Source organism: Methylocaldum marinum, assembly GCF_003584645.1.
Classification (GTDB): Bacteria; Pseudomonadota; Gammaproteobacteria; order Methylococcales; family Methylococcaceae; genus Methylocaldum; species Methylocaldum marinum.
This window is the reverse complement of record NZ_AP017928.1, coordinates 1,203,258-1,230,189: the sequence shown is the minus strand read 5'-3', so window position 1 is coordinate 1,230,189 and position 26,932 is coordinate 1,203,258. Positions and strand designations below refer to the sequence as shown.

Annotated in this window: 3 protein-coding genes; all 3 read right to left on the bottom strand. The window is 67.5% G+C overall.

Annotation, left to right across the window (positions count from 1 at the left end):
• Positions 1 to 26: 26 nt before the first annotated feature.
• The 3 genes from sS8_RS05305 to sS8_RS05295 are packed head-to-tail and all read right to left on the bottom strand — an operon-like array spanning position 27 to position 26,448.
• Positions 27 to 16,847: a non-ribosomal peptide synthase/polyketide synthase gene (locus sS8_RS05305; RefSeq protein ID WP_119628734.1), complete on the bottom strand. Its 16,821-nt coding sequence runs from the start codon at positions 16,845 to 16,847 to the stop codon at positions 27 to 29.
• On the bottom strand, positions 16,844 to 21,637 hold the full coding sequence (locus sS8_RS05300) for a non-ribosomal peptide synthetase (RefSeq protein ID WP_119628733.1): 4,794 nt from the start codon (positions 21,635 to 21,637) through the stop codon (positions 16,844 to 16,846). Before sS8_RS05300 ends, sS8_RS05305 begins: the two co-directional genes overlap by 4 nt.
• Positions 21,634 to 26,448 (bottom strand): type I polyketide synthase, encoded by a 4,815-nt coding sequence (locus sS8_RS05295; RefSeq protein ID WP_145986421.1) that lies wholly within the window; start codon positions 26,446 to 26,448, stop codon positions 21,634 to 21,636. The genes sS8_RS05300 and sS8_RS05295 overlap by 4 nt, the downstream gene beginning before the upstream one ends.
• Positions 26,449 to 26,932: the final 484 nt, after the last annotated feature.

Here is a 26,932-nt window from a genome sequence, read left to right as displayed (position 1 = left end):
ATAAAAGCTAAAAGCTGCCGGTGATCTCAATCCTGATCCAGGAGCGCTGACAGTTTGCTGAGGGTCTGAGCCTTCAGCCGGGCCAGGGGGAAGTCGGACGGGGTGAAGCCGCCGGCCTCGGGGGATTGGCAATGGGCGATGAGGGCCTGCAGGGTGTCCAGGAAGCCTTGCGCCAGCGCCTCGACCGTGGCCCGCCGATGCACCGCCGGGCAGTAGGCCCAGTCCAGCCGCAGCTGGCCGTCCGCAATGAAGCCGTTGATGTCCAGCAGATGGGCGCGCCGCGCACGAAGGCTTTGCGGCGGGCCGATCGCCTCGGGGGCGGGGCCGAGCAGGAGATCGCCGCCGAGGAGGCTGTCGAGCTGGCCCAGGTAGTTGAAGCTCAGCTCGGGTGCCGGCAGCGCCGCCAGGGACGCCCGCACCGCCGGGTCGGGATGGCGATAGCGCAGCACGCCATAGCCGATGCCGCCCTGCGGGATTGTCCGCAGCTGCTCCTTGACCGCCTTCAGCGCCTCGCCGGGGGCGTCCGCGGTGAGGTCGAGCCGGACCGGATAAAGCGTGGTGAACCAGCCGACCGTGCGCGCCAGGTCCACGCCCTCGAACAGCTCCTCGCGGCCATGGCCCTCCACGTTCACCCACAGGGTCCGAACGCCGCTCCAGCGCGCCAGCGTCTGCGCCAAGGCGGTGAGCAGGACGTCGTTGATCCGGGTGCGGTACACCGGGGGCACGTCGTGCAGCAGGGCGCGGGTGGACTCGCGGCCAAGGGTCACCGCCACATGGTCGGCGGCGGCGACGGTGTTGGCCTCGGGCGGGGCGTCGGCATCCCGCGGCAGGGGCGCGGCCGGGCCCCGCAGGCGTTGCCAGTAATCGAGCTCCGGGCGCAGGCGTTCGGAGGCGGCATAGGCGTCGAGCTGTTCGGCCCAGGTCTTGAAGGCGGTGGTCTTGGGCGGCAGGGCCGGGGGCTCGCCGCGGCCGAGCCGGACATAGGCCTGCTGGAGGTCGTCGAGCAGGATGCGCCAGGAGACGCCGTCGACCGCCAGGTGATGGATCACCAGCAACAAGCGGCCGGGCTGGCCTTTGCCGCGGGTGAAGAGGACAGAACGCCACAGCGGGCCGTGCGCGAGATCGAGACGCGCCTGCTGGGCGGCGGACACCTGCTCGATCGCCGCGGCCCGGGCGGCGGGCGGCAAGGCGGCGAGATCGACCACGCCGAACGGCAGGGGGGTGTCGGGTGCGGCATGGGTTTGCCGCCAGTGGTCCTCCTCACGGTGAAAGCGCAGGCGCAAGGCATCGTGCCGGGCCCGGAGGGTGTGCAGGACCCGGCGCAGGCGGTCGGGGGCGAGGTCGGGGGCGACGCTCAGCAGGAAGGCCTGGTTGAAATGGTGGGGCTCGGTCCAGGCCTGGTCGAAGAACCAGTGCTGGATAGGGGTGAGCGGGGCGTCGCCCTGGACCGGGCCCTGCTCGGCGGCGCGGGCGGGGCTGGTGCCGACCGCGGCGGCGAGTTCGGCGATGCTCTGGTGCTGGAACAGTTGTTTAAATGTCAGTTGCAAACCGGCTTGGGTGGCGCGGGCGACGATCTGGATGCTGAGGATGGAATCGCCGCCGAGGGCGAAGAAGTTGTCGTGGCGGCCGACCCGTTCGAGCCGGAGGACCTCGGCCCAGATCGCGGCGAGGCGCGCCTCGGTGGGGCCTTGCGGCGGGGCATAGGGGGTGCCGGTATCGCCCCGCTCGGGCACGGGCAGGGCCTTGCGGTCGACCTTGCCGTTGGGGGTGAGGGGGAGGGCGTCGAGGGTGACCCAGGCGGTGGGGACCATGTAGTCTGGCAGTTGGGCCTTGAGCGCCGCGCGCAGGGTCTCGGGGTCAACCGCCCCCACGCAGTAAGCGACCAGGCGTTTCTCGCCGGGGCGGTCTTCGCGGAGCAGCACCACGGCGTCCCGGATACCGGGCTGTTGGCTGAGGGCGGCCTCGATCTCGCCGAGTTCGATGCGGAAGCCGCGGAGCTTGACCTGGTGGTCGATGCGGCCGAGGAATTCGAGCTCGCCGTCGGCCCGCCAGCGGGCGAGATCGCCGGTGCGGTAGAGACGGGCCCCGGGGACCCGGCTGAACGGGTGCGGGATGAACTTCTCGGCGGTCAGCTCCGGCCGATGGAGATAGCCGCGTGCTACGCCGTCTCCACCGATATGGAGCTCGCCCGGCACGCCGATCGGGGCCGGGCGCAGCTGCTCGTCGAGCAGATAGAACCTGGTGTTGGCGATGGGACGCCCAATCGGCGCGATCGGCAGCGAGTTGTGGGGTTCACAGCGCCAGGCGCCGACGTCGATGGTGGCCTCGGTGGGGCCGTAAAGATTGTGCAGCTCCGCCCCATGACAGGCCCGGAAACGTTCCTGGAGCGCCAGAGGCAGGGCTTCACCGCCGCAAAACAGGCGTCGCAGAGCATGACAGCGCTCGAGACCGCCCACCTCGAGGAGAATTTGCAGCATGGAGGGCACTAGTTGCAGGGTCGTCACCTGCCGCTCGCCCAGCACGTCGATGAGATAAAGCGCGTCCTGATGCCCGCCGGGACGGGCCAGGATCAGCTGGGCTCCCGACAACAGCGGCGCGTAGAACTCCCAGACCGAAGCATCGAACCCGAAAGGCGTCTTCTGCAGGACTTTATCCGATTCGGTTAATGGGAATGCATCCTGCATCCACAGCATGTGATTGCAAAGCGATCGGTGTGAGATCATCACGCCCTTGGGTTTGCCGGTCGAACCGGAGGTATAGATGATATAGGCGAGATTCTCGGGCCCGGCCCCGCTGACGGGCGCACTGTCCGGCCGCTGGGCCATCGTGGCCCAGGCTTGGTCCAGGCAGAGTACCGGGGCGCTCGTCTCGGGCAGGCTTTCGCGCAGCCGAGCCTGGGTCAGCAGCACCGACACGGCGGCATCCTCGAGCATGAAGGCCAGGCGCTCGCGGGGATAGCCGGGATCCAGGGGCACGTAGGCGGCACCGGCCTTGAGCACGGCGAGCAGCCCTACCAGCATTTCGGGCGACCGCTCCAGGCATAACCCAGTCCGGCTTTCCGGGCCGACACCGAGGGTCCGGAGATGATGGGCCAGCTGGTTGGCGCGGGTGTCGAGTGCCCGGTAGGTCAGCACCTGGTCCTCGAACACGACCGCCACGGCGTCCGGGGTCTTCTCGGCCTGGGCTTCGAACAGCTGATGAATGCAGCGGTCCTTGGGGTACTCGGTGTCGGTGGCGTTCCAGTCGACCAGGAGCCGGTGGGCTTCGGCGTCCGGCAACAGCGGCAGTTCGCTCAGGCGCTGCTCCGGATTCGCAGCCATGCCGCCGAGCACGGTCTCGACATGCGCCAGCAGTCGCGTAATGGCGGTTGCTTCGAAGCGCTGGGCGTCGTAGACCACCTTGAGCGAAAGCTCGGCTCCTAGCAGGGCCGCGGCTGCGGTGAGAGCGTAGTTGGTCCGCTCCACCGCCCGAATATTGTGGAACTGAAGGCTGTGCCTCTGCTCGGTGAGCGCGGCGTCCACCGGGTAGTTCTCGAACACCACCAGGCTCTCGAACAAGGGCAGGCCGCGCGGGACTTCGCTCCAGCCCTGGATGTCCACCAGCGGACTGTAGGCGTATTGATCCCGCTCCGCCTGTTGGGCCTGCAGCTGTGCCAGCCAGGGCAGCACGTTCGCCTCGGCCGGGACGCGGACGCGCACCGGCAAGGTGTTGATGAACAGCCCCACCATGTCCTCGACCCCGGCCAGTTCGGCGGGTCGGCCCGAGACGGTGGCGCCGAACAGGACGTCGGCCTCGCCGCTGTAGCGGGCGAGCAGGAGGGCCCAGACGCCCTGCACCAGGGTGTTGAAGGTCAGCCTGTGGGCGCGGGCCAGGGCTTGCAGGCGCCCGGTCAGCGCCGCCGAGAGCCTGAGGGTTTGTTCGTCGTACGCGGTCGCGTCCAGCCGGCGTCCGGTTTCGCTCCGGCCGATCGGAAGCGGCGTGGGGGCCGTGAAGCCCTGGAGGGTCTCGCGCCAGAAGCGTTCGGCCTGTTCCAGGTCCTGGCGTTGCAGCCAGGCGATGTAGTCCCGGTAGGGTCGGGCGTAGGCCAATTGGGGCTCGCGTCCGCTGCCGTGGGCGTCATAGTAATCCATCACATCCTTGAGGACCCGCGGCAGACTCCAGCCGTCGAGCAAGAGATGATGATGACTCCAGACGAAGTAATGCTGCCGTTCCGCGATGCGCAGCAAGGCGCAGCGCATCAGGGGAGCCTGGCCGAGCTCGAAGCCGCGGGCGCGGTCCGCGGCCAGAAACGCCTCCAGGCGCTCCGGTTGCTCGCTCGGGGAAATCTCCCGCCAATCCTCGTGGTGCCAGGACAGCGTGACATTCGAGCGTACCACTTGCAGCGGTTCATCCAAACCCTCCCATAGAAATCCGGTTCTCAAGCTGGGATGCCGCTCCAGCACGTACTGCCAGGCCCGTTCGAAGGCGGCGACGTCGAGATCGCCGTCCAGAATGCCGCTCAGTTGTTCGAAATACAGTCCGGACTCCGGCACGTGCAGGGTATGGAACAGCATGCCCTGCTGCATGGAGGAGAGCGGATAGATATCCTCCACCTGTCGGCTCGGGAGACGTGCCAGGGTGGGTGCGTCGAGCCGGGCCAGGGGGAAGTCGGACGGGGTGAAGCCGCCGGCCTCGGGGGATTGGCAATGGGCGATGAGGGCCTGCAGGGCGTCCAGGAAGCCTTGCGCCAGCGCCTCGACCGTGGCCCGCCGATGCACCGCCGGGCAATAAGCCCAGTCCAGCCGCAGTTGGCCATCCATCACAAACCCGTTGATGTCCAGGAGGTGCGGGCGCTGTCCGCGGGGGCTGTAGAGCAAACCGCTGCCTTCCGGCGCCAGGCCGAGCAGGAGATCGCCGCCGATGAGGGTGTCGAGCTGGCCCAGGTAGTTGAAGCTCAGCTCGGGCGCCGGCAGTGCCGCGAGGGACGCCCGTACCGCCGGGTCGGGATGGCGATAACGCAGCACGCCATAGCCGATGCCGCCCTGCGGGATCGTCCGCAGCTGCTCCTTGACCGCCTTCAGCGCCTCGCCGGGGGCGTCCGCGGTGAGGTCGAGCCGGACCGGGTAGAGCGTGGTGAACCAGCCGACCGTGCGCGCCAGGTCCACACCCTCGAACAGCTCCTCGCGGCCATGGCCCTCCAGGTTCACCCACAGGGTCCGGACCCCGCTCCAGCGCGCCAGCGTCTGGGCCAGGGCGGTGAGCAGGACGTCGTTGATCCGGGTGCGGTACACCGGGGGCACGTCGTGCAGCAGGGCGCGGGTGGGCTCGCGGCCAAGGGTCACCGCCACATGGTCGGCGGCGGCGACGGTGTTGGCCTCGGGCGGGGCGTCGGCATCCCGCGGCAGGGGCGCGGCCGGGCCGCGCAGGCGTTGCCAGTAAGCGAGCTCCGGGCGCAGGCGTTCGGAGGCGGCATAGGCGTCGAGCTGTTCGGCCCAGGTCTTGAAGGCGGTGGTCTTGGGCGGCAGGGCCGGGGGCGCGCCGCGGCCGAGCCGGGCATAGGCCTGCTGGAGGTCGTCGAGCAGGATGCGCCAGGAGACGCCGTCGACCGCGAGGTGATGGATCACCAGCAGCAAGCGGCCGGGCTGGCCTTCGCCGCGGGTGAAAAGGACACAGCGCCACAGCGGGCCGTGCGCGAGATCGAGGCGCGCCTGCTGGGCGGCGGACACCTGCTCGATCGCCGCGGCCCGGGCGTCAGGCGGCAAGGCGGCGAGATCGACCACGCCGAACGGCAGGGGAGCGTCGGGGGCGGCATGGGTCTGCCGCCAGTGGTCCTCCTCACGGTGAAAGCGCAACCGCAAGGCATCGTGCCGGGCCCGGAGGGTGTGCAGGACCCGGCGCAGGCGGTCGGGGGCGAGGTCGGGGGCGACGCTCAGCAGGAAGGCCTGGTTGAAATGGTGGGGCTCGGTCCAGGCCTGGTCGAAGAACCAGTGCTGGATGGGGGTGAGCGGGGCGTCACCCTGGACCGGGCCTTGCTCGGCGGTGCGGGCGGGGCCGGTGCCGACCCCGGCGGCGAGTTCGGCGATGCTCTGGTGCTGGAACAGTTGCCGGGGCGTCAGCGGGAGCCCGGCCTGGGTGGCGCGGGCGACGATCTGGATGCTGAGGATGGAATCGCCGCCGAGGGCGAAGAAGTTGTCGTGGCGGCCGACCCGGTCGAGGCGGAGGACCTCGGCCCAGATCTCGGCGAGGCGCGCCTCGGTGGGGCCTTGCGGCGGGACATGGGGGGTGCCGGTATCGCCCCGCTCGGGCGCGGGCAGGGCCTTGCGGTCGACCTTGCCGTTGGGGGTAAGGGGGAGGGCGTCGAGGGTGACCCAGGCGGTGGGGACCATGTAGTCGGGCAGTTGGGCCTTGAGCGCCGCGCGCAAGGTCTCGGGGTCAACCGCCCCCACGCAGTACGCGACCAGGCGTTTCTCGCCGGGGGCGTCTTCGCGGAGCAGCACCACGGCGTCCCGGATACCGGGCTGTTGGCTGAGGGCGGCCTCGATCTCGCCGAGTTCGATGCGGAAGCCGCGGAGCTTGACCTGGTGGTCGATGCGGCCGAGGAATTCGAGCTCGCCGTCGGCCCGCCGGCGGGCGAGATCGCCGGTGCGGTAGAGGCGGGCGCCGGGAACCCGGCTGAACGGGTGCGGGATGAACTTCTCGGCGGTCAGCTCCGGGCGATGGAGATAGCCGCGGGCGAGACCGACCCCGCCGATGCAGAGTTCGCCGGGGACGCCGATCGGCACCGGCCGGCGTTGAGCATCCAGAATATAAATTTCGGTATTGGCAATCGGCCGGCCGATGGAGAGGGTGTCATCCCGTTCGCGGTAGGTGCCGATCGTGGTCCAGATGGTGGCCTCGGTAGGGCCGTACAGGTTGAAAAAGCGGCGATTCCGGCCCCAGCGCGCGGCCAGCTCCGGCGAGCAGGCTTCGCCCGCCACCGTGACGACCCGCAGCGCCGGCAAGCCTTCATGCGGCAGCAGCGCCAGCGCCGAGGGCGGCAAGGTCACCAGGCTGACGGCCTTCTCCCGCAACAGCCGGATCAGGGATGGTCCGGGCAGCAGGTCCTCGCGCTGCCCCAGGCAGAGGGTAGCCCCGGCGCCGAGGGCCATGACGATCTCGAAGGTCGAGGCATCAAAGCTGAGGGAGGCAAACTGCAAGACCCGGTCGCCCGGTCCGACGCCAAAACGGTGTCTCTGGGCGTCTGCAACATTGCACAGCCCGCGGTGCGGTAACAGGGTGCCCTTGGGTGTGCCGGTCGAACCCGAGGTATAGATGACATAGGCGAGATTCTCGGCGGTCAGGCCGACGGCCGAGGGGTCGGGATTGTGGGTGGGCTGATGCGCCCACGGCGTCGGGTCGCCGAGATCGATCACGGGCACGGCCGGCGCCGTCGCCAGGCTGCGGGACGCCAGCCCACCGTGGGTCAGCAGGACCCGTGGAGCGGCATCGGTCAGCATGTAAGCGAGGCGTTCCTCGGGATAGCCCGGGTCCAGGGGCACATAGGCCCCGCCCGCTTTGAGGACGGCGAGGAGGCCGATGACCATTTCGCAGCTTCGCTCCACGCAGAGCGCTACCCGGCGGTCCGGTCCGACGCCCAAGCGGCGCAGGTCGTGGGCCAGCCGGTTGGCGCGGGCGTTGAGATCCCGATAGGTCAGTACCTGGTCCTCGAACACGACCGCCACGGCGTCCGGGGTCTCCTCGGCCCGGGCTTCGAACAGCTGATGAATACAGCGATCCTTGGGATAGTCGGTGTCGGTGGCGTTCCAGGCGACCAGGAGCTGGCGGGCTTCGGCCTCCGGCAATAGCGGCAGCTCGCTCAGGCGCTGCGTCGGGTCGGCCACGATCCCACGCAGCAGGCAGTCGAAATGCCGGCCCAGGCGGTCGATCGTCTCGGCTTCGAACAGGTCCGTGCTGTACTCCCACACGCCGTGCAGCCCGGCCTCGCTGTCGCTCAGCACCAGGGTGAGGTCGAACTTGGCCGCGACCCCGTGCAGCGGCAGGGGACTCAGGGTCAGCCCCGGCAGCGTCAGGGTGGCTTCGGGCGTGTTCTGCAGCACGAACATGACCTGGAACAAGGGGCTGTGGCTGAGGCTCCGCTCGGGCTGGACCGCTTCCACGATGCGCTCGAACGGCACCTCCTGGTGGGCATAGGCGTCGAGGGCGCGCTGGCGGACCCGCGCCACCACCTCCTCGAAGGCGGGGTTGCCGGCGAGGTCGACCCGCAACACCAGGGTGTTGACGAAGAAGCCGATCAGGCCCTCGGTCTCGCGGCGGTTGCGGTTGGCGACCGGGGTGCCGACCACCAGGTCGTCCTGGCGGCTGTAGCGGGCGAGGAGGGTGAGGAAGGCACTCAGCAAGGTCATGAAGAGGGTGGCGCCGAGGCGCCGGCTCAAGGCGCGCAGGGCCTGGGTCAGGGCGGGGTCGAGGGCGAGGGGCCGGGTGGCGCCGTGGAAGCGCTGGACCGGCGGCCGCGGATGGTCGGTGGGCAGTTCCAGTAGGGTCGGCGCACTGGCCAGCTGCTGCTGCCAATACTGGAGCTGGCGGTCGAGCACCTCGCCCGACAGCCAGGTGCGCTGCCACTGGGCGTAGTCGGCGTACTGGATCGGCAGCGGCGGCAGGTCGGCGGGCTGGTGGAGCGCGTAGGCCGCGTACAGGCTCGACAGCTCGCGGACCAGGACCGCCATGGACCAGCCGTCGGAGACGATATGGTGCAGGTTCAGCAGCAAGCCGTGGTGGTCGGGCGCGAGGCGCACCAGGCTCGCCCGCAGCAAGGGGCCGTGGGCGAGGTCGAAGGGCCGGCGGGTCTCGTCGGCGATCCGGCGTTCGAACGCCGCGGCGCGGTCGGCCTCGGGCAGGGCGGCGAGATCGATGAGCGGCAGGGGGACCGGACCGGACGGGGCGATGTGCTGGACGGCGACGCCGTCGACGGTGGGGAAGGTGGTCCTGAGGCTCTCGTGGCGGCGCACGATCTCGGCGAGGCTGCGGCGGAGGGCGGCGACATCGAGAGGGCCGTGGAGCTCGAGGCCGCCGGGAATGGTGTAGGTGGCGCTGGGGCCTTCCAGCTGATCCAGGAACCACAGCCGTTCCTGGGCGAAGGCCAGGCGCAGGGGCTGGTGGCGGGAGACCGGCGTCAAGGGCGGCAGGGCGGCGGTGGGCGTGTCACGGGTGGCGTCGAGCGCGGCGGCGAGATCGGCGAGGGTGGGGTGTTCGAACAGCCGGCGCACGGGGAGTTCGAGGCCGAGGGTCTCGCGCACCCGCGACACCACCTGGATGGCGCGGAGGGAATGGCCGCCGAGGGCGAAGAAGTCGTCGTGGCGGCCGACCCTTTCGTGTCCGAATAGCTCGGCCCAGATCCCGGCGAGGAGCTCCTCGGTGGGGGTCTGCGGCGGGACGTAGGCGGCGCCGGCGCCGTCCCGCTCGGGCGCGGGCAGGGCCTTGCGGTCGACCTTGCCGTTGGGGGTGAGGGGGAGGGCGTCGAGGGTGACCCAGGCGGTGGGGACCATGTAGTCGGGCAGCTGGGATTTGAGTGCCGCGCGCAAGGTCTCGGGGTCAACCGCCCCCACGGTGTAGGCGACCAGGCGTTTCTCGCCGGGGGCGTCTTCGCGGAGCAGCACCACGGCGTCGTGGACACCGGGCTGTTGGCTCAAGGCGGCCTCGATCTCGCCGAGCTCGATGCGGAAGCCGCGGAGCTTGACCTGGTGGTCGATGCGGCCGAGGAACTCGAGCTCGCCGTCGGCCCGCCGGCGGGCGAGATCGCCGGTGCGGTAGAGACGGGCGCCGGGATGCCGGCTGAACGGGTGCGGGATGAATCGCTCGGCGGTCAGGTCCGGCCGATGGAGATAGCCGCGCGCGAGGCTCGTACCGCCGATGCAGAGTTCGCCGGGGACGCCGATCGGCACCGGACGCAGGGCACCGTCCAAAAGATACACCTGGGCATTCGCGATGGGGCGGCCGATGGCCGGCGACAGCGCCGCCTCGCCCTCACGGGGCACCCGCCCCGAGGTGGTGACCACGGTGTTCTCGGTGGGCCCGTAGTTGTTGACGAGCGGAAACGGCAGGGCGGCCGGCGGATACTGGTGCAGCCGGTCGCCGCCGGTCAGGAGAAGACGCAGCGCGGTCGCCTGCGGCCAGTTGAGGGGCACCACCACCTCGGCCAGCGGCGTCGGCAGAAAGCTGACGGTAATCGCCCGGGACACCAGCCAGTCCTGCAGCTCGGCCGCGGAACCGAGAACCGCCGGGGGGACGAGGTACAGGCTCGCGCCCGTGGCGAGATACGGCCAGATCTCCCAGACCGAGGCATCGAAGGCGGTTCCGGCCAACTGCGTGGCGCGATCGGCCGCGGTGACCTCGAACGCGTCCCGGTGCCAGAAGACGAGATTGAGGAGAGCGCGGTGCGACACCAGCACGCCTTTGGGTGTGCCGGTGGAGCCGGAGGTGTAGATGATGTAGGCGAGGTGGTCGGGCGCGACCGTCGTCGGCGGCGGGGTGTCCGGCCGTTGGGCGATCCGGTCCCAGCTCCGGTCCAGGGCGATCACCGGGGCGCTCGTCTCGGGCAGGCTTGCGCGCAGCCGGGCCTGGGTCAGCAGCACCGATACGGCGGCGTCCTCGAGCATGAAGGCCAGGCGCTCGCGGGGATAGGCGGGATCGAGGGGCACGTAGGCGGCACCGGCCTTGAGCACGCCCAGGAGGCCCACCACCAGCTCCGGGGCGCGTTCGAGGCACAGCCCGACCCGCTGTTCGGGCCCGACGCCGAGGGCCCGGAGATGATGGGCCAGCTGGTTGGCACGCGCGTTAAGGGTTTGGTAGGTGAGCACCTGGTCCTCGAACACGACCGCCACGGCGTCCGGGGTTGTCTCGGCCTGGGCTTCGAACAGCTGATGAATGCAGCGGTCCTTCGGGTACTCGGTGTCGGTGGCGTTCCAGTCGACCAGGAGCTGGCGGGCTTCGGCGTCCGGCACCAGCGGCAGCGCGCTCAGGCGCTGCGCCGGATTCGCGGTGATCCCGTCCAGTACGGTCTCGACATGCGCCAGCAGCCGTGCGACGGTCGCCGTATCGAAACGGCCCGCGTCATACAGCACCTTGAGCGACAGGGCCGAGCCCGGAATCGCAATGAGCGTGAGCGCATAGTTGGTCCGCTCCACCGCCCGAATATTGTGGAACTGAAGGCTGTGCCTCTGCTCGGTGAGCGCGGCGTCCACCGGGTAGTTCTCGAACACCACCAGGCTCTCGAACAAGGGCAGGCCGCGCGGGACTTCGCTCCAGCCCTGGATGTCCACCAGCGGACTGTAGGCGTATTGATCCCGCTCCGCCTGTTGGGCCTGCAGCTGTGCCAGCCAGGGCAGCACGTTCGCCTCGGCCGGGACACGGACGCGCACCGGCAAGGTGTTGATGAACAGCCCGACCATGTTCTCGACCCCGGGCAACTCGGCCGGACGGCCCGAGACGGTCGTGCCGAACAGGACGTCGGCCTCGCCGCTGTAGCGGGCGAGCAGCAGGGACCAGACGCCCTGGACCAGGGTGTTGAAGGTCAGCCTGTGGGCGCGGGCCAGGGCTTGCAGGCGCCCGGTCAGTTCCGCCGAGAGCCTGAGGGTTTGTTCTTCGTACGCGGTCGCGTCCGGCCGGCGTCCGCTTTCGCTCCGGCCGATCGGAAGCGGCGTGGGGGCGGTGAAGCCCTGGAGGGTCTCGCGCCAGAAGCGCTCGGCCTGTTCCAGGTCCTGGCGTTGCAGCCAGGCGATGTAGTCCCGGTAGGGTCGGGCGTAGGCTAGTTGCGGCTCGCGTCCGCTGCCGTGGGCGTCATAGTAATCCATCACATCCTTGAGGACCCGCGGCAGACTCCAGCCGTCGAGCAGCAGGTGATGATAGCTCCAGACGAATTCGTGTCGGTCTTCGGCCACCTGGATCAAGACAAAGCGCATCAGGGGAGCCTGGCCCAGTTCGAAGCCGCGGGCGCGGTCCGCGGCCAGGAACGCCTCCAGGCGCTCCGCTTGCTCATCCGGGGGAATCGCTCGCCAGTCTTCCTGGTTCCAGGGAAGATCCACCTGCCGATACACCACTTGAAGGGGGTCGCTGAGTTCCTCCCAATAAAAGGATGTTCGCAGGATCGGATGCCGTTGCACCGCGTGCCGCCAGGCTTCCCTTAAAGCGGATGCATTGATCTGTCCGACGAAGGTCCAGCTTGTCTGTTCGCAGTACATTCTGGATTCCGGAGCATGCAGGGTATGGAAGAGCATGCCCTGCTGCATGGACGAGAGCGGATAGATATCCTCCACCTGTCGGCTCGGTAGGCGCGCCAAAGTGGGCGCGTCGAGCCGTGCCAGGGGGAAGTCGGACGGGGTGAAGCCGCCGGCCTCGGGGGATTGGCAATGGGCGATGAGGGCCTGCAGGGCGTCCAGGAAGCCTTGCGCCAGCGCCTCGACCGTGGCCCGCCGATGCACCGCCGGGCAATAAGCCCAGTCCAGCCGCAGTTGGCCATCCATCACAAACCCGTTGATGTCCAGGAGGTGCGGGCGCTGTCCGCGGGGGCTGTAGAGCAAACCGCTGCCTTCCGGCGCCAGGCCGAGCAGGAGATCGCCGCCGATGAGGGTGTCGAGCTGGCCCAGGTAGTTGAAGCTCAGCTCGGGCGCCGGCAGCGCCGCGAGGGACGCCCGTACCGCCGGGTCGGGATGGCGATAGCGCAGCACGCCATAGCCGATGCCGCCCTGCGGGATCGTCCGCAGCTGCTCCTTGACCGCCTTCAGCGCCTCGCCGGGGGCGTCCGTGGCGAGGTCGAGCCGGACCGGATAAAGCGTGGTGAACCAGCCGACCGTGCGCGCCAGGTCCACACCCTCGAACAGCTCCTCGCGGCCATGGCCCTCCAGGTTCACCCACAGGGTCCGGACCCCGCTCCAGCGCGCCAGCGTCTGGGCCAGGGCGGTGAGCAGGACGTCGTTGATCCGGGTGCGGTACACCGGGGGCACGTCGTGCAGCAGGGCGCGGGTGGGCTCGCGGCCGAGGGTCACCGCCACATGGTCGGCGGCGGCAACGGTGTTGGCCTCGGGCGGGGCGTCGGCATCCCGCGGCAGGGGCGCGGCCGGGCCGCGCAGGCCTTGCCAGTAGTCGAGCTCCGGGCGCAGGCGTTCGGAGGCGGCGTAGGCGTCGAGCTGTTCGGCCCAGGTCTTGAAGGCGGTGGTCTTGGGCGGCAGGGCCGGGGGCTCGCCGCGGCCGAGCCGGGCATAGGCCTGCTGAAGGTCGTCGAGCAGGATGCGCCAGGAGACGCCGTCGACCGCCAGGTGATGGATCACCAGCAGCAAGCGGCCGGGCTGGCCTTCGCCGCGGGTGAAGAGGACGCTGCGCCACAGCGGGCCGTGCGCGAGATCGAGGCGGGCCTGCTGTGCGGCGGACACCTGCTCGATCACCGCGGCCTGGGCGGCGGGCGACAGGGCGGCGAGATCGACCACGCCGAACGGCAGGGGGGTGTCGGGTGCGGCATGGGTTTGCCGCCAGTGGTCCTGGTCGCGGCGAAAGCGCAGGTGCAAGGCATCGTGCTGGATCAGGAGGGTGTGCAGGACCCGGCGCAGGCGATCCGGGGCGAGGTCGGGAGCGACGCTCAGCAGGAAGGCCTGGTTGAAATGGTGGGGCTCGGTCCAGGCCTGGTCGAAGAACCAGTGCTGGATGGGGGTGAGCGGGGCGTCACCCTGGACCGGGCCTTGCTCGGCGGCGCGGGCCGGGCCGGTGCCGACCACGGCGGCGAGTTCGGCGATGCTCTGGTGCTGGAACAGTTGCCGGGGCGTCAGCGGGAGCCCGGCCTGGGTGGCGCGGGCGACGATCTGGATGCTGAGGATGGAATCGCCGCCGAGGGCGAAGAAGTTGTCGTGGCGGCCGACCCGTTCGAGCCGGAGGACGTCGGCCCAGATCTCGGCGAGGCGCGCCTCGGTGGGGCCTTGCGGCGGGGCATAGGGGGTGCCGGTCGCCCCTCGCTCGGGGGCGGGGAGGGCCTTGCGGTCGACCTTGCCGTTGGGGGTGAGGGGGAGGGCGTCGAGGGTGACCCAGGCGGTGGGGACCATGTAGTCGGGCAGCTGGGTCTTGAGCGCGGCGCGCAAGGTCTCGGGGTCGACCGCCCCGACGGTGTAGGCGACCAGGCGTTTCTCGCCGGGGGCGTCTTCGCGGAGCAGCACCACGGCGTCGTGGACACCGGGCTGTTGGCTGAGGGCGGCCTCGATCTCGCCGAGCTCGATGCGGAAGCCGCGGAGCTTGACCTGGTGGTCGATGCGGCCGAGGAACTCGAGCTCGCCGTCGGCCCGCCGGCGGGCGAGATCGCCGGTGCGGTAGAGACGGGCGCCGGGATGCCGGCTGAACGGGTGCGGGATGAATTTCTCGGCGGTCAGCTCCGGCCGATGGAGATAGCCGCGCGCGAGGCTCGTACCGCCGATGCAGAGTTCGCCGGGGACGCCGATCGGCACCGGACGCAGGGCACCGTCCAAAAGATACACCTGGGCATTCGCGATGGGGCGGCCGATGGCCGGCGACAGCGCCGCCTCGCCCTCACGGGGCACCCGCCCCGAGGTGGTGACCACGGTGTTCTCGGTGGGCCCGTAGTTGTTGACGAGCGGAAACGGCAGGGCGGCCGGCGGATACTGGTGCAGCCGGTCGCCGCCGGTCAGGAGAAGACGCAGCGCGGTCGCCTGCGGCCAGTTGAGGGGCACCACCACCTCGGCCAGCGGCGTCGGCAGAAAGCTGACGGTAATCGCCCGGGACACCAGCCAGTCCTGCAGCTCGGCCGCGGAACCGAGAACCGCCGGGGGGACGAGGTACAGGCTCGCGCCCGTGGCGAGATACGGCCAGATCTCCCAGACCGAGGCATCGAAGGCGGTTCCGGCCAACTGCGTGGCGCGATCGGCCGCGGTGACCTCGAACGCGTCCCGGTGCCAGAAGACGAGATTGAGGAGAGCGCGGTGCGACACCAGCACGCCTTTGGGTGTGCCGGTGGAGCCGGAGGTGTAGATGACATAGGCGAGGTGGTCGGGCGCGACCGTCGTCGGCGGCGGGGTGTCCGGCCGTTGGGCGATCCGGTCCCAGCTCCGGTCCAGGGCGATCACCGGGGCGCTCGTCTCGGGCAGGCTTGCGCGCAGCCGGGCCTGGGTCAGCAGCACCGATACGGCGGCGTCCTCGAGCATGAAGGCCAGGCGCTCGCGGGGATAGGCGGGATCGAGGGGCACGTAGGCGGCACCGGCCTTGAGCACGCCCAGGAGGCCCACCACCAGCTCCGGGGCGCGTTCGAGGCACAGCCCGACCCGCTGTTCGGGCCCGACGCCGAGGGCCCGGAGATGATGGGCCAGCTGGTTGGCGCGGGTGTCGAGTGCCCGGTAGGTCAGCACCTGGTCCTCGAACACGACCGCCACGGCGTCCGGGGTCTTCTCGGCCTGGGCTTCGAACAGCTGATGAATGCAGCGGTCCTTGGGGTACTCGGTGTCGGTGGCGTTCCAGTCGACCAGGAGCCGGTGGGCTTCGGCCTCCGGCACCAGCGGCAGCGCGCTCAGACGCTGCGACGGATTCGCGGCGATCCCGTCCAGTACGGTCTCGACATGCGCCAGCAGCCGTGCGACGGTCGCTGTATCGAAACGGCCCGCGTCATACAACACCTTGAGCGACAAGGCCGAGCCCGGAATCGCAATGAGCGTGAGCGCATAGTTGGTCTGCTCGATCGCCCGAATATTGTGGAACTGAAGGCTTTGCCTCTGCTCGGTGAGCGCGGCATCCACCGGGTAGTTCTCGAACACCACCAGGCTCTCGAACAAGGGCACGCCGCGCGGGACTTCGCTCCAGCCCTGGATGTCCACCAGCGGACTGTAGGCGTATTGATCCCGCTCCGCCTGTTGGGCCTGCAGCTGTTCCAGCCAAGGCAGCACGGTCGCCTCGGCCGGGACGCGGACGCGCACCGGCAAGGTGTTGATGAACAGCCCCACCATATCCTCGACCCCAGCCAGGTCAGCCGGACGGCCCGAGACGGTGGCGCCGAACAGAACGTCGGTCTCGCCGCTGTAGCGGGCGAGCAGGAGAGCCCAGACGCCCTGGACCAGGGTGTTAAAGGTCAGCCGGTGGGTGCGAGCCAGGGCCTGCAGACGTCCGGTCAGCTCCGGCGAGAGCCTGAGGCTTTGCTCGTCGTACGCGGTCGCGTCCGGCCGGCGGCCGGTTTCGCTTCGGCCGATCGGAAGCGGCGTGGGGGCGGTGAAGCCCTGGAGGGTCTCGCGCCAGAAACGTTCCGCCCGGCCGAGATCCTGGCGTTGCAGCCAGGCGATGTAGTCCCGGTAGGGCCGGGTATAGGCCAATTGGGGTTCGCGTCCGCTGCCGTAAGCATCATAGTAATCCATCACGTCCTTGAGGACCCGCGGCAGACTCCAGCCGTCGAGCAAGAGATGATGGTAGCTCCAGACGAATTCGTGTCGGTCTTCGGCCACCTGGATCAGGGCACAGCGCATCAAAGGGGCCTGGCTCAGTTCGAAGCCGCGGGCACGGTCTGAAGCCAGAAACGCCTCCAGGCGCTCCGCGTGCTCATCCGGGGGCATCGCCCGCCAGTCTTCCTGCACCCATGGAACATCAACCGATTTGCGGACGATTTGCAACGGCTTCTTGGTGTTCCGCCACGCGAAAAGAGTGCGCAGGACAGCGTGCCGCTCCACTACCTGGTGCCAGGCCTGTCTGAAGGCCGAGACATCGAGCCGGCCGGTTATCGTCCAACTCGTCTGCTCACAGTACAACCCTGAGTCAGGGGCATAAAGAGTGTGAAAGAGCATCCCCTGCTGCAGAGGGGAGAGAGGATAGATAGATTCGATGTTCCTCTCGGCTTTGCTCATTTCTTGTACTCCTCAACCTCAGTAAATTCAGCGATAAGATTTTTAAGTTCGTCCAGGCTTAATTCGGCCTCCGGGAAGTCGGACGGGGTGAAGCCGCCGGCCTCGGGGGATTGGCAATGGGCGATGAGGGCCTGCAGGGCGTCCAGGAAGCCTTGCGCCAGCGCCTCGACCGTGGCCCGCCGATGCACCGCCGGGCAGTAGGCCCAGTCCAGCCGCAGCTGGCCGTCCATCACAAACCCGTTGATGTCCAGGAGGTGCGGGCGCTGTCCGCGGGGGCTGTAGAGCAAACCGCTCCCTTCCGGCGCCAGCCCGAGCAGGAGATCGCCACCGAGGAGGGTGTCGAGCTGGCCCAGGTAGTTGAAGCTCAGCTCGGGCGCCGGCAGTGCCGCCAGCGACGCCCGCACCGCCGGGTCGGGATGGCGATAACGCAGCACGCCATAGCCGATGCCGCCCTGCGGGATCGTCCGCAGCTGCTCCTTGATCGCCTTCAGCGCCTCACCGGGAGCGTCCGCGGTGAGGTCGAGCCGCACCGGATAAAGCGTGGTGAACCAGCCCACCGTGCGCGACAGGTCCACGCCCTCGAACAGCTCCTCGCGGCCGTGGCCCTCCAGGTTCACCCACAGGGTCCGGACCCCGCTCCAGCGCGCCAGCGTCTGGGCCAAGGCGGTGAGCAGGACGTCGTTGATCCGGGTGCGGTACACCGGGGGCACGTCGTGCAGCAGGGCGCGGGTGGACTCGCGGCCAAGGGTCACCGCCACATGGTCGGCGGCGGCGACGGTGTTGGCCTCGGGCGGGGCGTCGGCATCCCGCGGCAGGGGCGCGGCCGGGCCGCGCAGGCCTTGCCAGTAATCGAGCTCCGGGCGCAGGCGTTCGGAGGCGGCGTAGGCGTCGAGCTGTTCGGCCCAGGTCTTGAAGGCGGTGGTCTTGGGCGGCAGGGCCGGGGGCTCGCCGCGGCCGAGCCGGGCATAGGCCTGCTGGAGGTCGTCTAGCAGGATGCGCCAGGAGACGCCGTCGACCGCAAGGTGATGGATCACCAGCAACAAGCGGCCGGGCTGGCCTTCGCCGCGGGTGAAGAGGACAGAACGCCACAGCGGGCCGTGCGCGAGATCGAGACGCGCCTGCTGGGCGGCGGACACCTGCTCGATCGCCGCGGCCCGGGCGGCGGGCGGCAAGGCGGCGAGATCGACCACGCCGAATGGCAGGGGGGTGTCGGGTGCGGCATGGGTTTGCCGCCAGTGGTCCGGTTCGCGGTGAAAGCGCAGGCGCAAGGCATCGTGCCGGGCCCGGAGGGTGTGCAGGACCCGGCGCAGACGGTCCGGGGCGAGGTCGGGAGCGACGCTCAGCAGGAAGGCCTGGTTGAAATGGTGGGGCTCGGTCCAGGCCTGGTCGAAGAACCAGTGCTGGATGGGGGTGAGCGGGGCGTCACCCTGGACCGGGCCTTGCTCGGCGGCGCGGGCCGGGCCGGTGCCGACCACGGCGGCGAGTTCGGCGATGCTCTGGTGCTGGAACAGTTGCCGGGGCGTCAGCGGGAGCCCGGCCTGGGTGGCGCGGGCGACGATCTGGATGCTGAGGATGGAATCGCCGCCGAGGGCGAAGAAGTTGTCGTGGCGGCCGACCCGGTCGAGGCGGAGGACCTCGGCCCAGATCGCGGCGAGGCGCGCCTCGGTGGGGCCTTGCGGCGGGGCATAGGGGGTGCCGGTCGCCCCTCGCTCGGGGGCGGGGAGGGCCTTGCGGTCGACCTTGCCGTTGGGGGTGAGGGGGAGGGCGTCGAGGGTGACCCAGGCGGTGGGGACCATGTAGTCGGGCAGCTGGGTCTTGAGCGCGGCGCGCAAGGTCTCGGGGTCGACCGCCCCGACGGTGTAGGCGACCAGGCGTTTCTCGCCCGGGGCGTCTTCGCGGAGCAGCACCACGGCGTCGTGGATCCCGGGCTGTTGGCGCAAGGCGGCCTCGATCTCGCCGAGCTCGATGCGGAAGCCTCGGAGCTTGACCTGGTGGTCGATGCGGCCGAGGAACTCGAGCTCGCCGTCGGCCCGCCAGCGGGCGAGATCGCCGGTGCGGTAGAGCCGGGCGCCGGGAACCCGGCTGAACGGGTGCGGGATGAATCGCTCGGCGGTCAGCTCCGGGCGATGGAGATAGCCGCGCGCCAGGCTTGCGCCGCCGATGCAGAGTTCTCCGGGGACCCCGATCGGCACCGGACGCAGGGCACTGTCCAAAAGATACACCTGGGCATTCGCAATGGGCCGGCCGATGGCCGGCGCCAGCGTCCCCTCGCCCTCCCGGGGCACCCGCCCCGAGGTGGTGACCACGGTGTTCTCGGTGGGCCCGTAGTTGTTGACGAGCAGGAACGGCAGGGTGGCCGGCGGATACTGGTGCAGCCGGTCGCCGCCGGTCAGGAGAAGACGCAGCGCGGTCGCCCGCGGCCAGTTCAGGGGCACCACCACCTCGGCCAGCGGCGTCGGCAGAAAGCTGACGGTGATCGCCCGCGACACCAGCCAGTCCTGCAGCTCGGCCGCGGAACCGAGGACCGCCGGGGGGACGAGGTACAGGCTCGCCCCCGTGGCGAGATACGGCCAAATCTCCCAGACCGAGGCATCGAAGGCGGTTCCGGCCAGCTGCGTGGCACGGTCGGCCGCGGTGACCTCGAATGCATCCCGGTGCCAGAAGGCGAGATTGAGGAGACCGCGGTGCGACACCAGCACGCCCTTGGGGCGGCCGGTCGAGCCCGAGGTGTAGATGACATAGGCGAGATTCTCGGGCCCGACCGTCGACGACGGCGTGCTGTCCGGCCGCTGGGCGATCCGGCCCCAGCTCCGATCCAGGGCGATCACCGGGGCCGAGATCGAGGGCAGAAGGTCGGCCAGCCGGGCCTGGGTCAGCAGCACCGACACGGCGGCGTCCTCTAGCATGAAGGCCAGCCGCTCGCGGGGATAGGCGGGATCCAGGGGCACATAGGCGGCCCCCGCCTTGAGCACGCCCAAGAGCCCCACCACCAGTTCGGGCGAGCGTTCGAGGCACAGCCCGACCCGTTGTTCGGGACCGACGCCGAGGGCCCGGAGATGATGGGCCAATTGGTTGGCACGCGCGTTAAGGCTTCGGTAGGTGAGCACCTGGTCCTCGAACACGACCGCCACGGCGTCCGGGGTTGTCTCGGCCCGGGTTTCGACCAGCTGATGAAGACACCGGTCCTTGGGATAGGCGGTATCGGTGGCGTTCCAGTCGACCAGGAGTTGGTGGGCTTCGGCGTCCGGCAATAGCGGCAACTCGCTCAGGCGCTGCGTCGGGTCGGCCACGATGCTCCGAAGCAAATACTCGAAATGGCGCCCTATGCGGTCGATCGTCTCGGATTCGAACAGGTCCGTGCTGTATTCCCATTCTCCATGAAGACCGTGCGCCGTCTCGTTCAGCGATAGGCTAAGATCGAATTTCGCGGCCGTACCTTGAAGTGGTAATGGGCTTAATGTGAGTCCCGGCAGCTCAAGCTTTGCAAGAGGGTCTCCCAACAGACTGCTATGCAGCACGAACATGACCTGGAACAAGGGGCTGTGGCTGAGGCTCCGCTCGGGCTGGACGGCTTCCACGATGCGCTCGAACGGCACCTCCTGGTGGGCATAGGCGTCGAGGGCGCGCTGGCGGACCCGCGCCACCAGGTCCTCGAAGGGGGGATTGCCGGCGAGGTCGACCCGCAACACCAGGGTGTTGACGAAGAAGCCGATCAGGCCCTCGGTCTCGCGGCGGTTGCGGTTGGCGACCGGGGTGCCGACCACCAGGTCGTCCTGGCGGCTGTAGCGGGCCAGGAGGGTGAGGAAGGCACTCAGCAAGGTCATGAAGAGGGTGGCGCCGAGGCGCCGGCTCAAGGCGCGCAGGGCTTGGGTCAGGGCGGGGTCGAGGGCGAGTGTCCGGGTGGCGCCGTGGAAGCGCTGGACCGGCGGCCGCGGATGGTCGGTGGGCAGTTCCAGCCGGGTGGGCGCACCGGCCAGCTGCTGCTGCCAATACCGGAGCTGGCGGTCGAGCACCTCGCCCGAAAGCCAGGTACGCTGCCAGAGGGTGTAGTCGGCGTACTGGATCGGCAGCGGCGATAAGGTCGCTCGCCGGCCCAGGGCATAGGCACGATATAGCGTCGAGAGTTCCTGAAGCAAGACGTCCATTGACCAGCGATCGGAAATAATGTGGTGCTGCGTCAAGAGGAGGCCATGTTCATGCGCCGCAAGGCGCACCAAACGCGCCCGCAGCAAGGGGCCGTGGGCGAGATCGAAGGGCCGGCGGGTCTCGGCGGCGGTCAGCCGTTCGAGTTCCGCGGCGCGGTCCGCGTCGGGCAGGGCGGCGAGATCGATGAGCGGCAGGGGGACCGGGCCGGGCGGGACGATGTGCTGGATGGCGACGCCGTCAACCGCGGGGAAGCTGGTGCGCAAGCTCTCGTGGCGGCGCACGATTTCGGTTAGGCTTTGCTGCAGTGCGTCGGTCTTCAGCACACCTTCAAGTTTCAGTCCCACCGGAATGATATAAGTGGTACTGGGGCCTTCCAGTTGATCCAAAACCCACAGTCGTTCCTGGGCAAACGACAGAGGCAAACTCTCGTTTCTTGGGGCGGGACCGATGGGCTCTGAGGAACCATCAGCGCTCAGGCTTCTTTGGCGCAGCAGGAGTAGTATTTCTGCTTTGTGCTCGGCCAGCCCCTTCCGTAGCTCGGGTGTCAGTATGCCCGCGGGAGCACGAACCCGCAGCCGTTCGTCCTCGGCCCAAAGTTTTACGTCGAGATTAGAAAGCTCAGCTAAAATTTTCTTCAGATTCACAAGGCTATTTCCTCTATATCCTCACTCACATCAGAAGACGGCGAATTTGATAAGGCCAAGTCCGACAGCGCGAAATGGTTGAGCAGTACCCCTGTTAGGTGTGCAATGCTGCTCTTTCCAATGAACTCCCCGATAGGGACATCGACTTTCAGATCGCTCATGAACCGATTTTTCAATTGAGTGCCCATGAGCGAGTCAAACCCCAGTTCGTTCAACGATTGCTGCGGCGTTATCCGAAACGGTGACTCAAGCCCGAGGATTTCCGCGGTTCTCTGCCGAACGTAAGCCATCACCAATTCCTCACGATCGTCTGGGTCCGCCTCCTCCAGCCGTTGCAAGATCTGAAGCTCCTGTTCGGACGCTCGCTTAACGCCGCCATCCGGTGAATTCGGTTCTGATATCAATTTCGAGAGCAGTGGTGACTCAGCGGCGGGGAGTTGCCTCCGGAATACCGTCCAATCGGCCGGCAGCACGCCGATCTGGGCTTGGTCCACTCCGAGTACCTGTCCGAGAATTTGCAATCCCAATTCGGGAGGAATCGAATTCAATCCCTGAGCGCTCAGACGAGTCTGGTGGCGGCCGGCAAGGTTCGCCGCCATTCCCACCTCGGCCCACGGCCCCCAATTCAGGCTCAAGCCCGGCTGACCCAAGAACCGGCGATGTTGAGCAAGTGCATCGAGAAAGGCGTTGGCCGCCGCATAATTCGCCTGGCCCGGCGAACCGAGGAGGGAAGCGGCCGAGGAGAAGAAAACCAGGAAGTCCAGTGGCAGGTTTTGGGTCAAGACATGGAGATTCCAGGCTCCGTTGACCTTTGGATCCATGACTCGCGTCAAACGCTCGCCGTTCTGTTGCACTAGGACTCCATCATCAAGAACACCGGCGGCGTGGATGATCCCTCGCAGCGGCGGCCCGGAGGAATGCAGCGCCTCGACTACTCTGGCCATATCCTCCGGATCGGCGACATCCGCCTGCGCGACAAAAATCTTTGTTCCAGCCTGCTCCAGTCGACTTAGAAATCTTTCGGCCTCCATCGAAGCCGGATGGCGCCCGACGAGAACCAAATACCGGGCTCCCTGTTGCACCATCCACTCGGCTACTCTCAGGCCCAGGCTTCCAAGACCTCCGGTAATCAGATAGGTGCCATCCGGCTTTAACTGCAACTCTTGCGATGCCGGAAGCTGAGTCCGGATCAAGCGAGCGACATAACGTCGTCCATTCCGAATAGCGATGTAGTTTTCCGCTCGCGAATCCCCGATCTCTCCTAAAAGCCTTGTCGCTTCATCCGCTGCGGCATCGGGGTTCAGGTCGACCATGCCACTCCATAATTGGGGGTGCTCCAGGCCGATGACCTTGCCGAGTCCCCACAGAGGAGATTGGGCTACCGCCAGCGGGTGACGGTGCCCGGCCGATACCGCGCCACGAGTCACCAGCCACAAGCGCGGCGAGACGGCGTGTTTAAGGAGCGCTTGCAACAGATGCAGTACGCTTACGCACCCCCGGTTCCGGGCCTGCGCCAGGGAGGAGATCGTCAAGGCACGCGACGGTGCCGCCTCCAGACTCCATAAATGGACAACCCCTTGTAATTGAGGCGAGGCCGGATCTTCCAAAAGAGATTGGATGAGTGCTTCAAAATCGGCCGAACGAGTGGGGTCGATGCAGGGCCTTTCGGATTCTACAGCCGCATCATCGGCCGCTCCGGCGTAGACCAGAACACAATGTTGGCCGCGTTCCTGAAGCAGCCTCGCCAGGGATTCTCCGACTCCGGTCCGGTCTGCCAGAATGAGCCAACGGCCGGGGTGGCCGAATCCGGTTTGTGCCTGACCTGCGTCGGACTCATGGGGCGCGACATCCCAATCCAAACGGTAGAGCCAATCCTGAGCACCGGCGGCCGCTTGCTGTAGGTGATGCTGCTCGACCAATGACTGAACCAGATCAGGCAACAGCTTTTTTTGTTCCTCGGAGAAGTTTCCGGCGTTTTCCAGGAGCCGTATCAGCCCTAGGGTATCTCTCTGGTCCAGAAGACGAACGATCGGAGTATGAGCATCTTTCTGCGATGAAGCGGTCTCGCTGCGCCCAGTCTCGGGAGTTTCCATCCAATAACGCGAGCGCTGCCATGGATAGGTGGGCAAAGCCACTCGCCGCCGCGTGTAGTCTCGATCGAAGCCCAACCAGTTGACCGGCGCGCCGCGGCAATACAATTCTCCCAAGCTCGAGAGCAGCGGCTGCCAATCCGACTGTTCCTGGCGCAGGCTGGGGAGCCAGACTCCAGTGGCTTCCGGTAGGCATTGGCAGCCCATCTCCAATAAAATGGGCTTCGGACCTATTTCCAGGAACACGTCGATTCCCAACTCACGCAACGTCTCCATGCTTGCCGCAAATCTCACCGGCTCTCTCGTATGCCGGCACCAATATTCCGGGGCTGCCATTTCAGTCGGTGAGACGAGTCTGCCCGTGATATTCGAAATCAGGCTGATTTGAGGAGGCGAGTAGCTGATTCTCGAGGCAGCCCGCAGGAAAGGCGTGAGCATGGGTTCCATCAATTCGGAATGGAAGGCGTGGGAGACCGTCAATTTCCTAGTCTTGATGCCCTTGGCCTCAAGTGACATGACGATCGCCTCGACTGCCCCTCGCCGCCCGGAAATCACCGAATTCTGCGGGCCGTTGAAGGCCGCAATCGAAACCTCGCCGGCGTGGGTTCGAATCTCAGCAGAGACGCGAGCTTCGTCGGCGAACACCACGGTCATCTCTCCCCCTTCGGGAAGGTTCTGCATCAAACGGCCCCGCTCGGCAATCAGCTTCAGACCTTCCTCCAGGCCGAAGACACCGGCCACACAGGCAGCGACGTATTCCCCGAGGCTGTGGCCCACGACGACCGAAGGTTCGATGCCCCATGACCTCCATAGTTGAGCCAGGGCATATTCCAGGGCAAACAGGGCGGGCTGAGCGTAAGCCGTCTGATCTAACGGTGAGATTTCTCCGGAAGTCGGGTAGAGGATTTCAATCAGGCTTCGATCCAGCCGGGGTTGCAGGATTTCGTCGCAGCGATCGAGCACTTGGCGGAAATAGGGTTGAATCTCGTACAGCTGGCGCCCCATGCCGATGTACTGGGACCCTTGACCCGTGAAGAGGAACGCGACCTTGGGCTTGCGGGTGCCGGACACCAGTCCCGTGAATACCCGTGTCGATTCACGGCCGGCGACGAAATCCGCAAGTTGTCTTCGGGCCTGAGCAACGGAATCCGTCACGATGGCCAGCCGATGGTTGAACTGTGACCGGCCCGTATTGGCTGAATAACAGATGTCGGAGAGCTCCGCGCACGGATCTGTCGCCAGATGGTCCGAATATCGAACGGCACACTCCCGGAGCGCTTCCTCCGTCTTCGCCGAAAGCGTAAGCAGGTGCAGAGGCCGCTCGATTTCCACTCGGCCAGGTTCGGCGATAGGCGCCTCTTCCAACACTACGTGGGCATTGGTACCGCTGAAACCGAAGGAGCTTACGCTCGCCACTCGCCTGCCGTGCGGCCATCTCCGCCGCTCGGATGCTACTGACACGGGCAGTTCCGACCATGGGATGTGCGGGTTGGGGACGTGAAAGTGCAAACTCGGCGGGATCTCTCCGTGCTGTAGTGCCAGCACCACCTTGATCAGCCCCGCCATGCCGGCCGCTGCTTCCAAATGTCCGATGTTGGTTTTCACCGAGCCGATGATCAAGGGTTCCTGTCGTTCGCCGAACACCGCTCCGAGCGCCCCCACTTCAATCGGATCGCCAAGCGATGTTCCCGTACCGTGCGCCTCCAGATAATGCACCTCGGAAGGACTGAGTTGGGCGTCCCTCAACGCCGCTCGAATCACCGCTTGTTGTGCCGGTCCGTTGGGTACCGTCAGTCCGCTGCTGCGTCCATCGTGATTGATCGCGCTGCCCCGGATCACTGCCAGGATATTGTTGCCGTCACGCTGAGCGTCCGTGAGGCGCTTGAGTACCACCGCGCCGCAGCCCTCGGCCCGAACGTAGCCATCGGCCGCGGCGTCGAACGTTCTGCAACGACCGGTGGGCGAGAGCATCCGAGCCTGGCAGAAATTGATGAAAAGCTCCGGGCCCAGCAACACATTCGCAGCCGCCGCCAACGCCAGATCACACTCGCCGTTGCGCAGACTGGTGATCGCCAAGTGCACCGCCACCAACGAGGAGGAGCAGGCCGTGTCTACGGCCAGATTCGGCCCTCGCAAGCCCAGTACATAGGACAGGCGACCCGCCGATGTGCTGTGGGCGGTGCCGGTGGCCAAATAGGCATCGATCTGTTCGGGAGGCCGCTGCAGCAACTTATCGTGATAGTCGTCGGTACTGACCCCCACGAACACGCCGGTGGAGCTGCCGGCCAGGTGCTCGGGCACCAGCCCGGCGTGCTCCAATGCTTCCCAGCCCAGTTCCAGCAACAGCCTCTGCTGTGGATCTAGGCTCATGGCCTCGCGCGGGGCGATGCCGAAGAAATCAGCATCGAAGCCGTCCGGACTCCCGATAAAACCGCCAGCGCGCACATAGATCTTGCCCGGTATTCCGGGCTCGGGATCGTAATTTGCATCCACATTCCAGCGATCCCGAGGTACTTCGCCGATGGCATCCACTCCTTCAGCCAAGAGTTGCCAGAACGCCTCAGGGTCGGGTGCGCCGGGAAATCGGCAGCTCAGTCCGATAATCGCGATCGGTTCGCAGCGAGCGCGCTTCATCGCGTCGAGCTCGTTCCTCAGCTCTCGCAGCTCGACGATGGCTTTTTTCATCAAGGCGTGCTGAACCCGCGGGTCCGTTCCACTCATCGTGTTCTCCACTGACTTCAAGCGTCGTTGTTGTCGTTAAGTTGCGGGTGTTGCAGGTTGTCCGTTGCAGGATGGGCGACGTCACAAGCCCAATTGGCTCATTGCACTGGGCTTCCCGGCCGGGCGGCCGGAATAGCGTTGCCGAGCGTTTCCGGTGTTCTATTGGTTTCAGATGTTTTTCGAGTGGTTTATCAGCAAGCGTCCCCGTGGCCGGCAAGTCACGTTCATGTAACAGGCGGCTCGGTCGTTGCCCGAGCACGTGCATTTTCGGGGAATCGACCGAAAAAGGCCTGTCGGCGAAAACTGATTTTTGTGTAAGTCTTCGCTTACATCTGGCAATTCGGTGTTTCGCAAGCGACAGGTACGGATAGTCCTGGAAATTGCGGTTGGATGTGGTCGAGTGTGCAGCGGGCGGGTAGGCGCCTGCAAGGAAGGTGGACTCCCGCGCTCCTAGAAGTATCGGTTCGCGACTCCGGGCCGACCG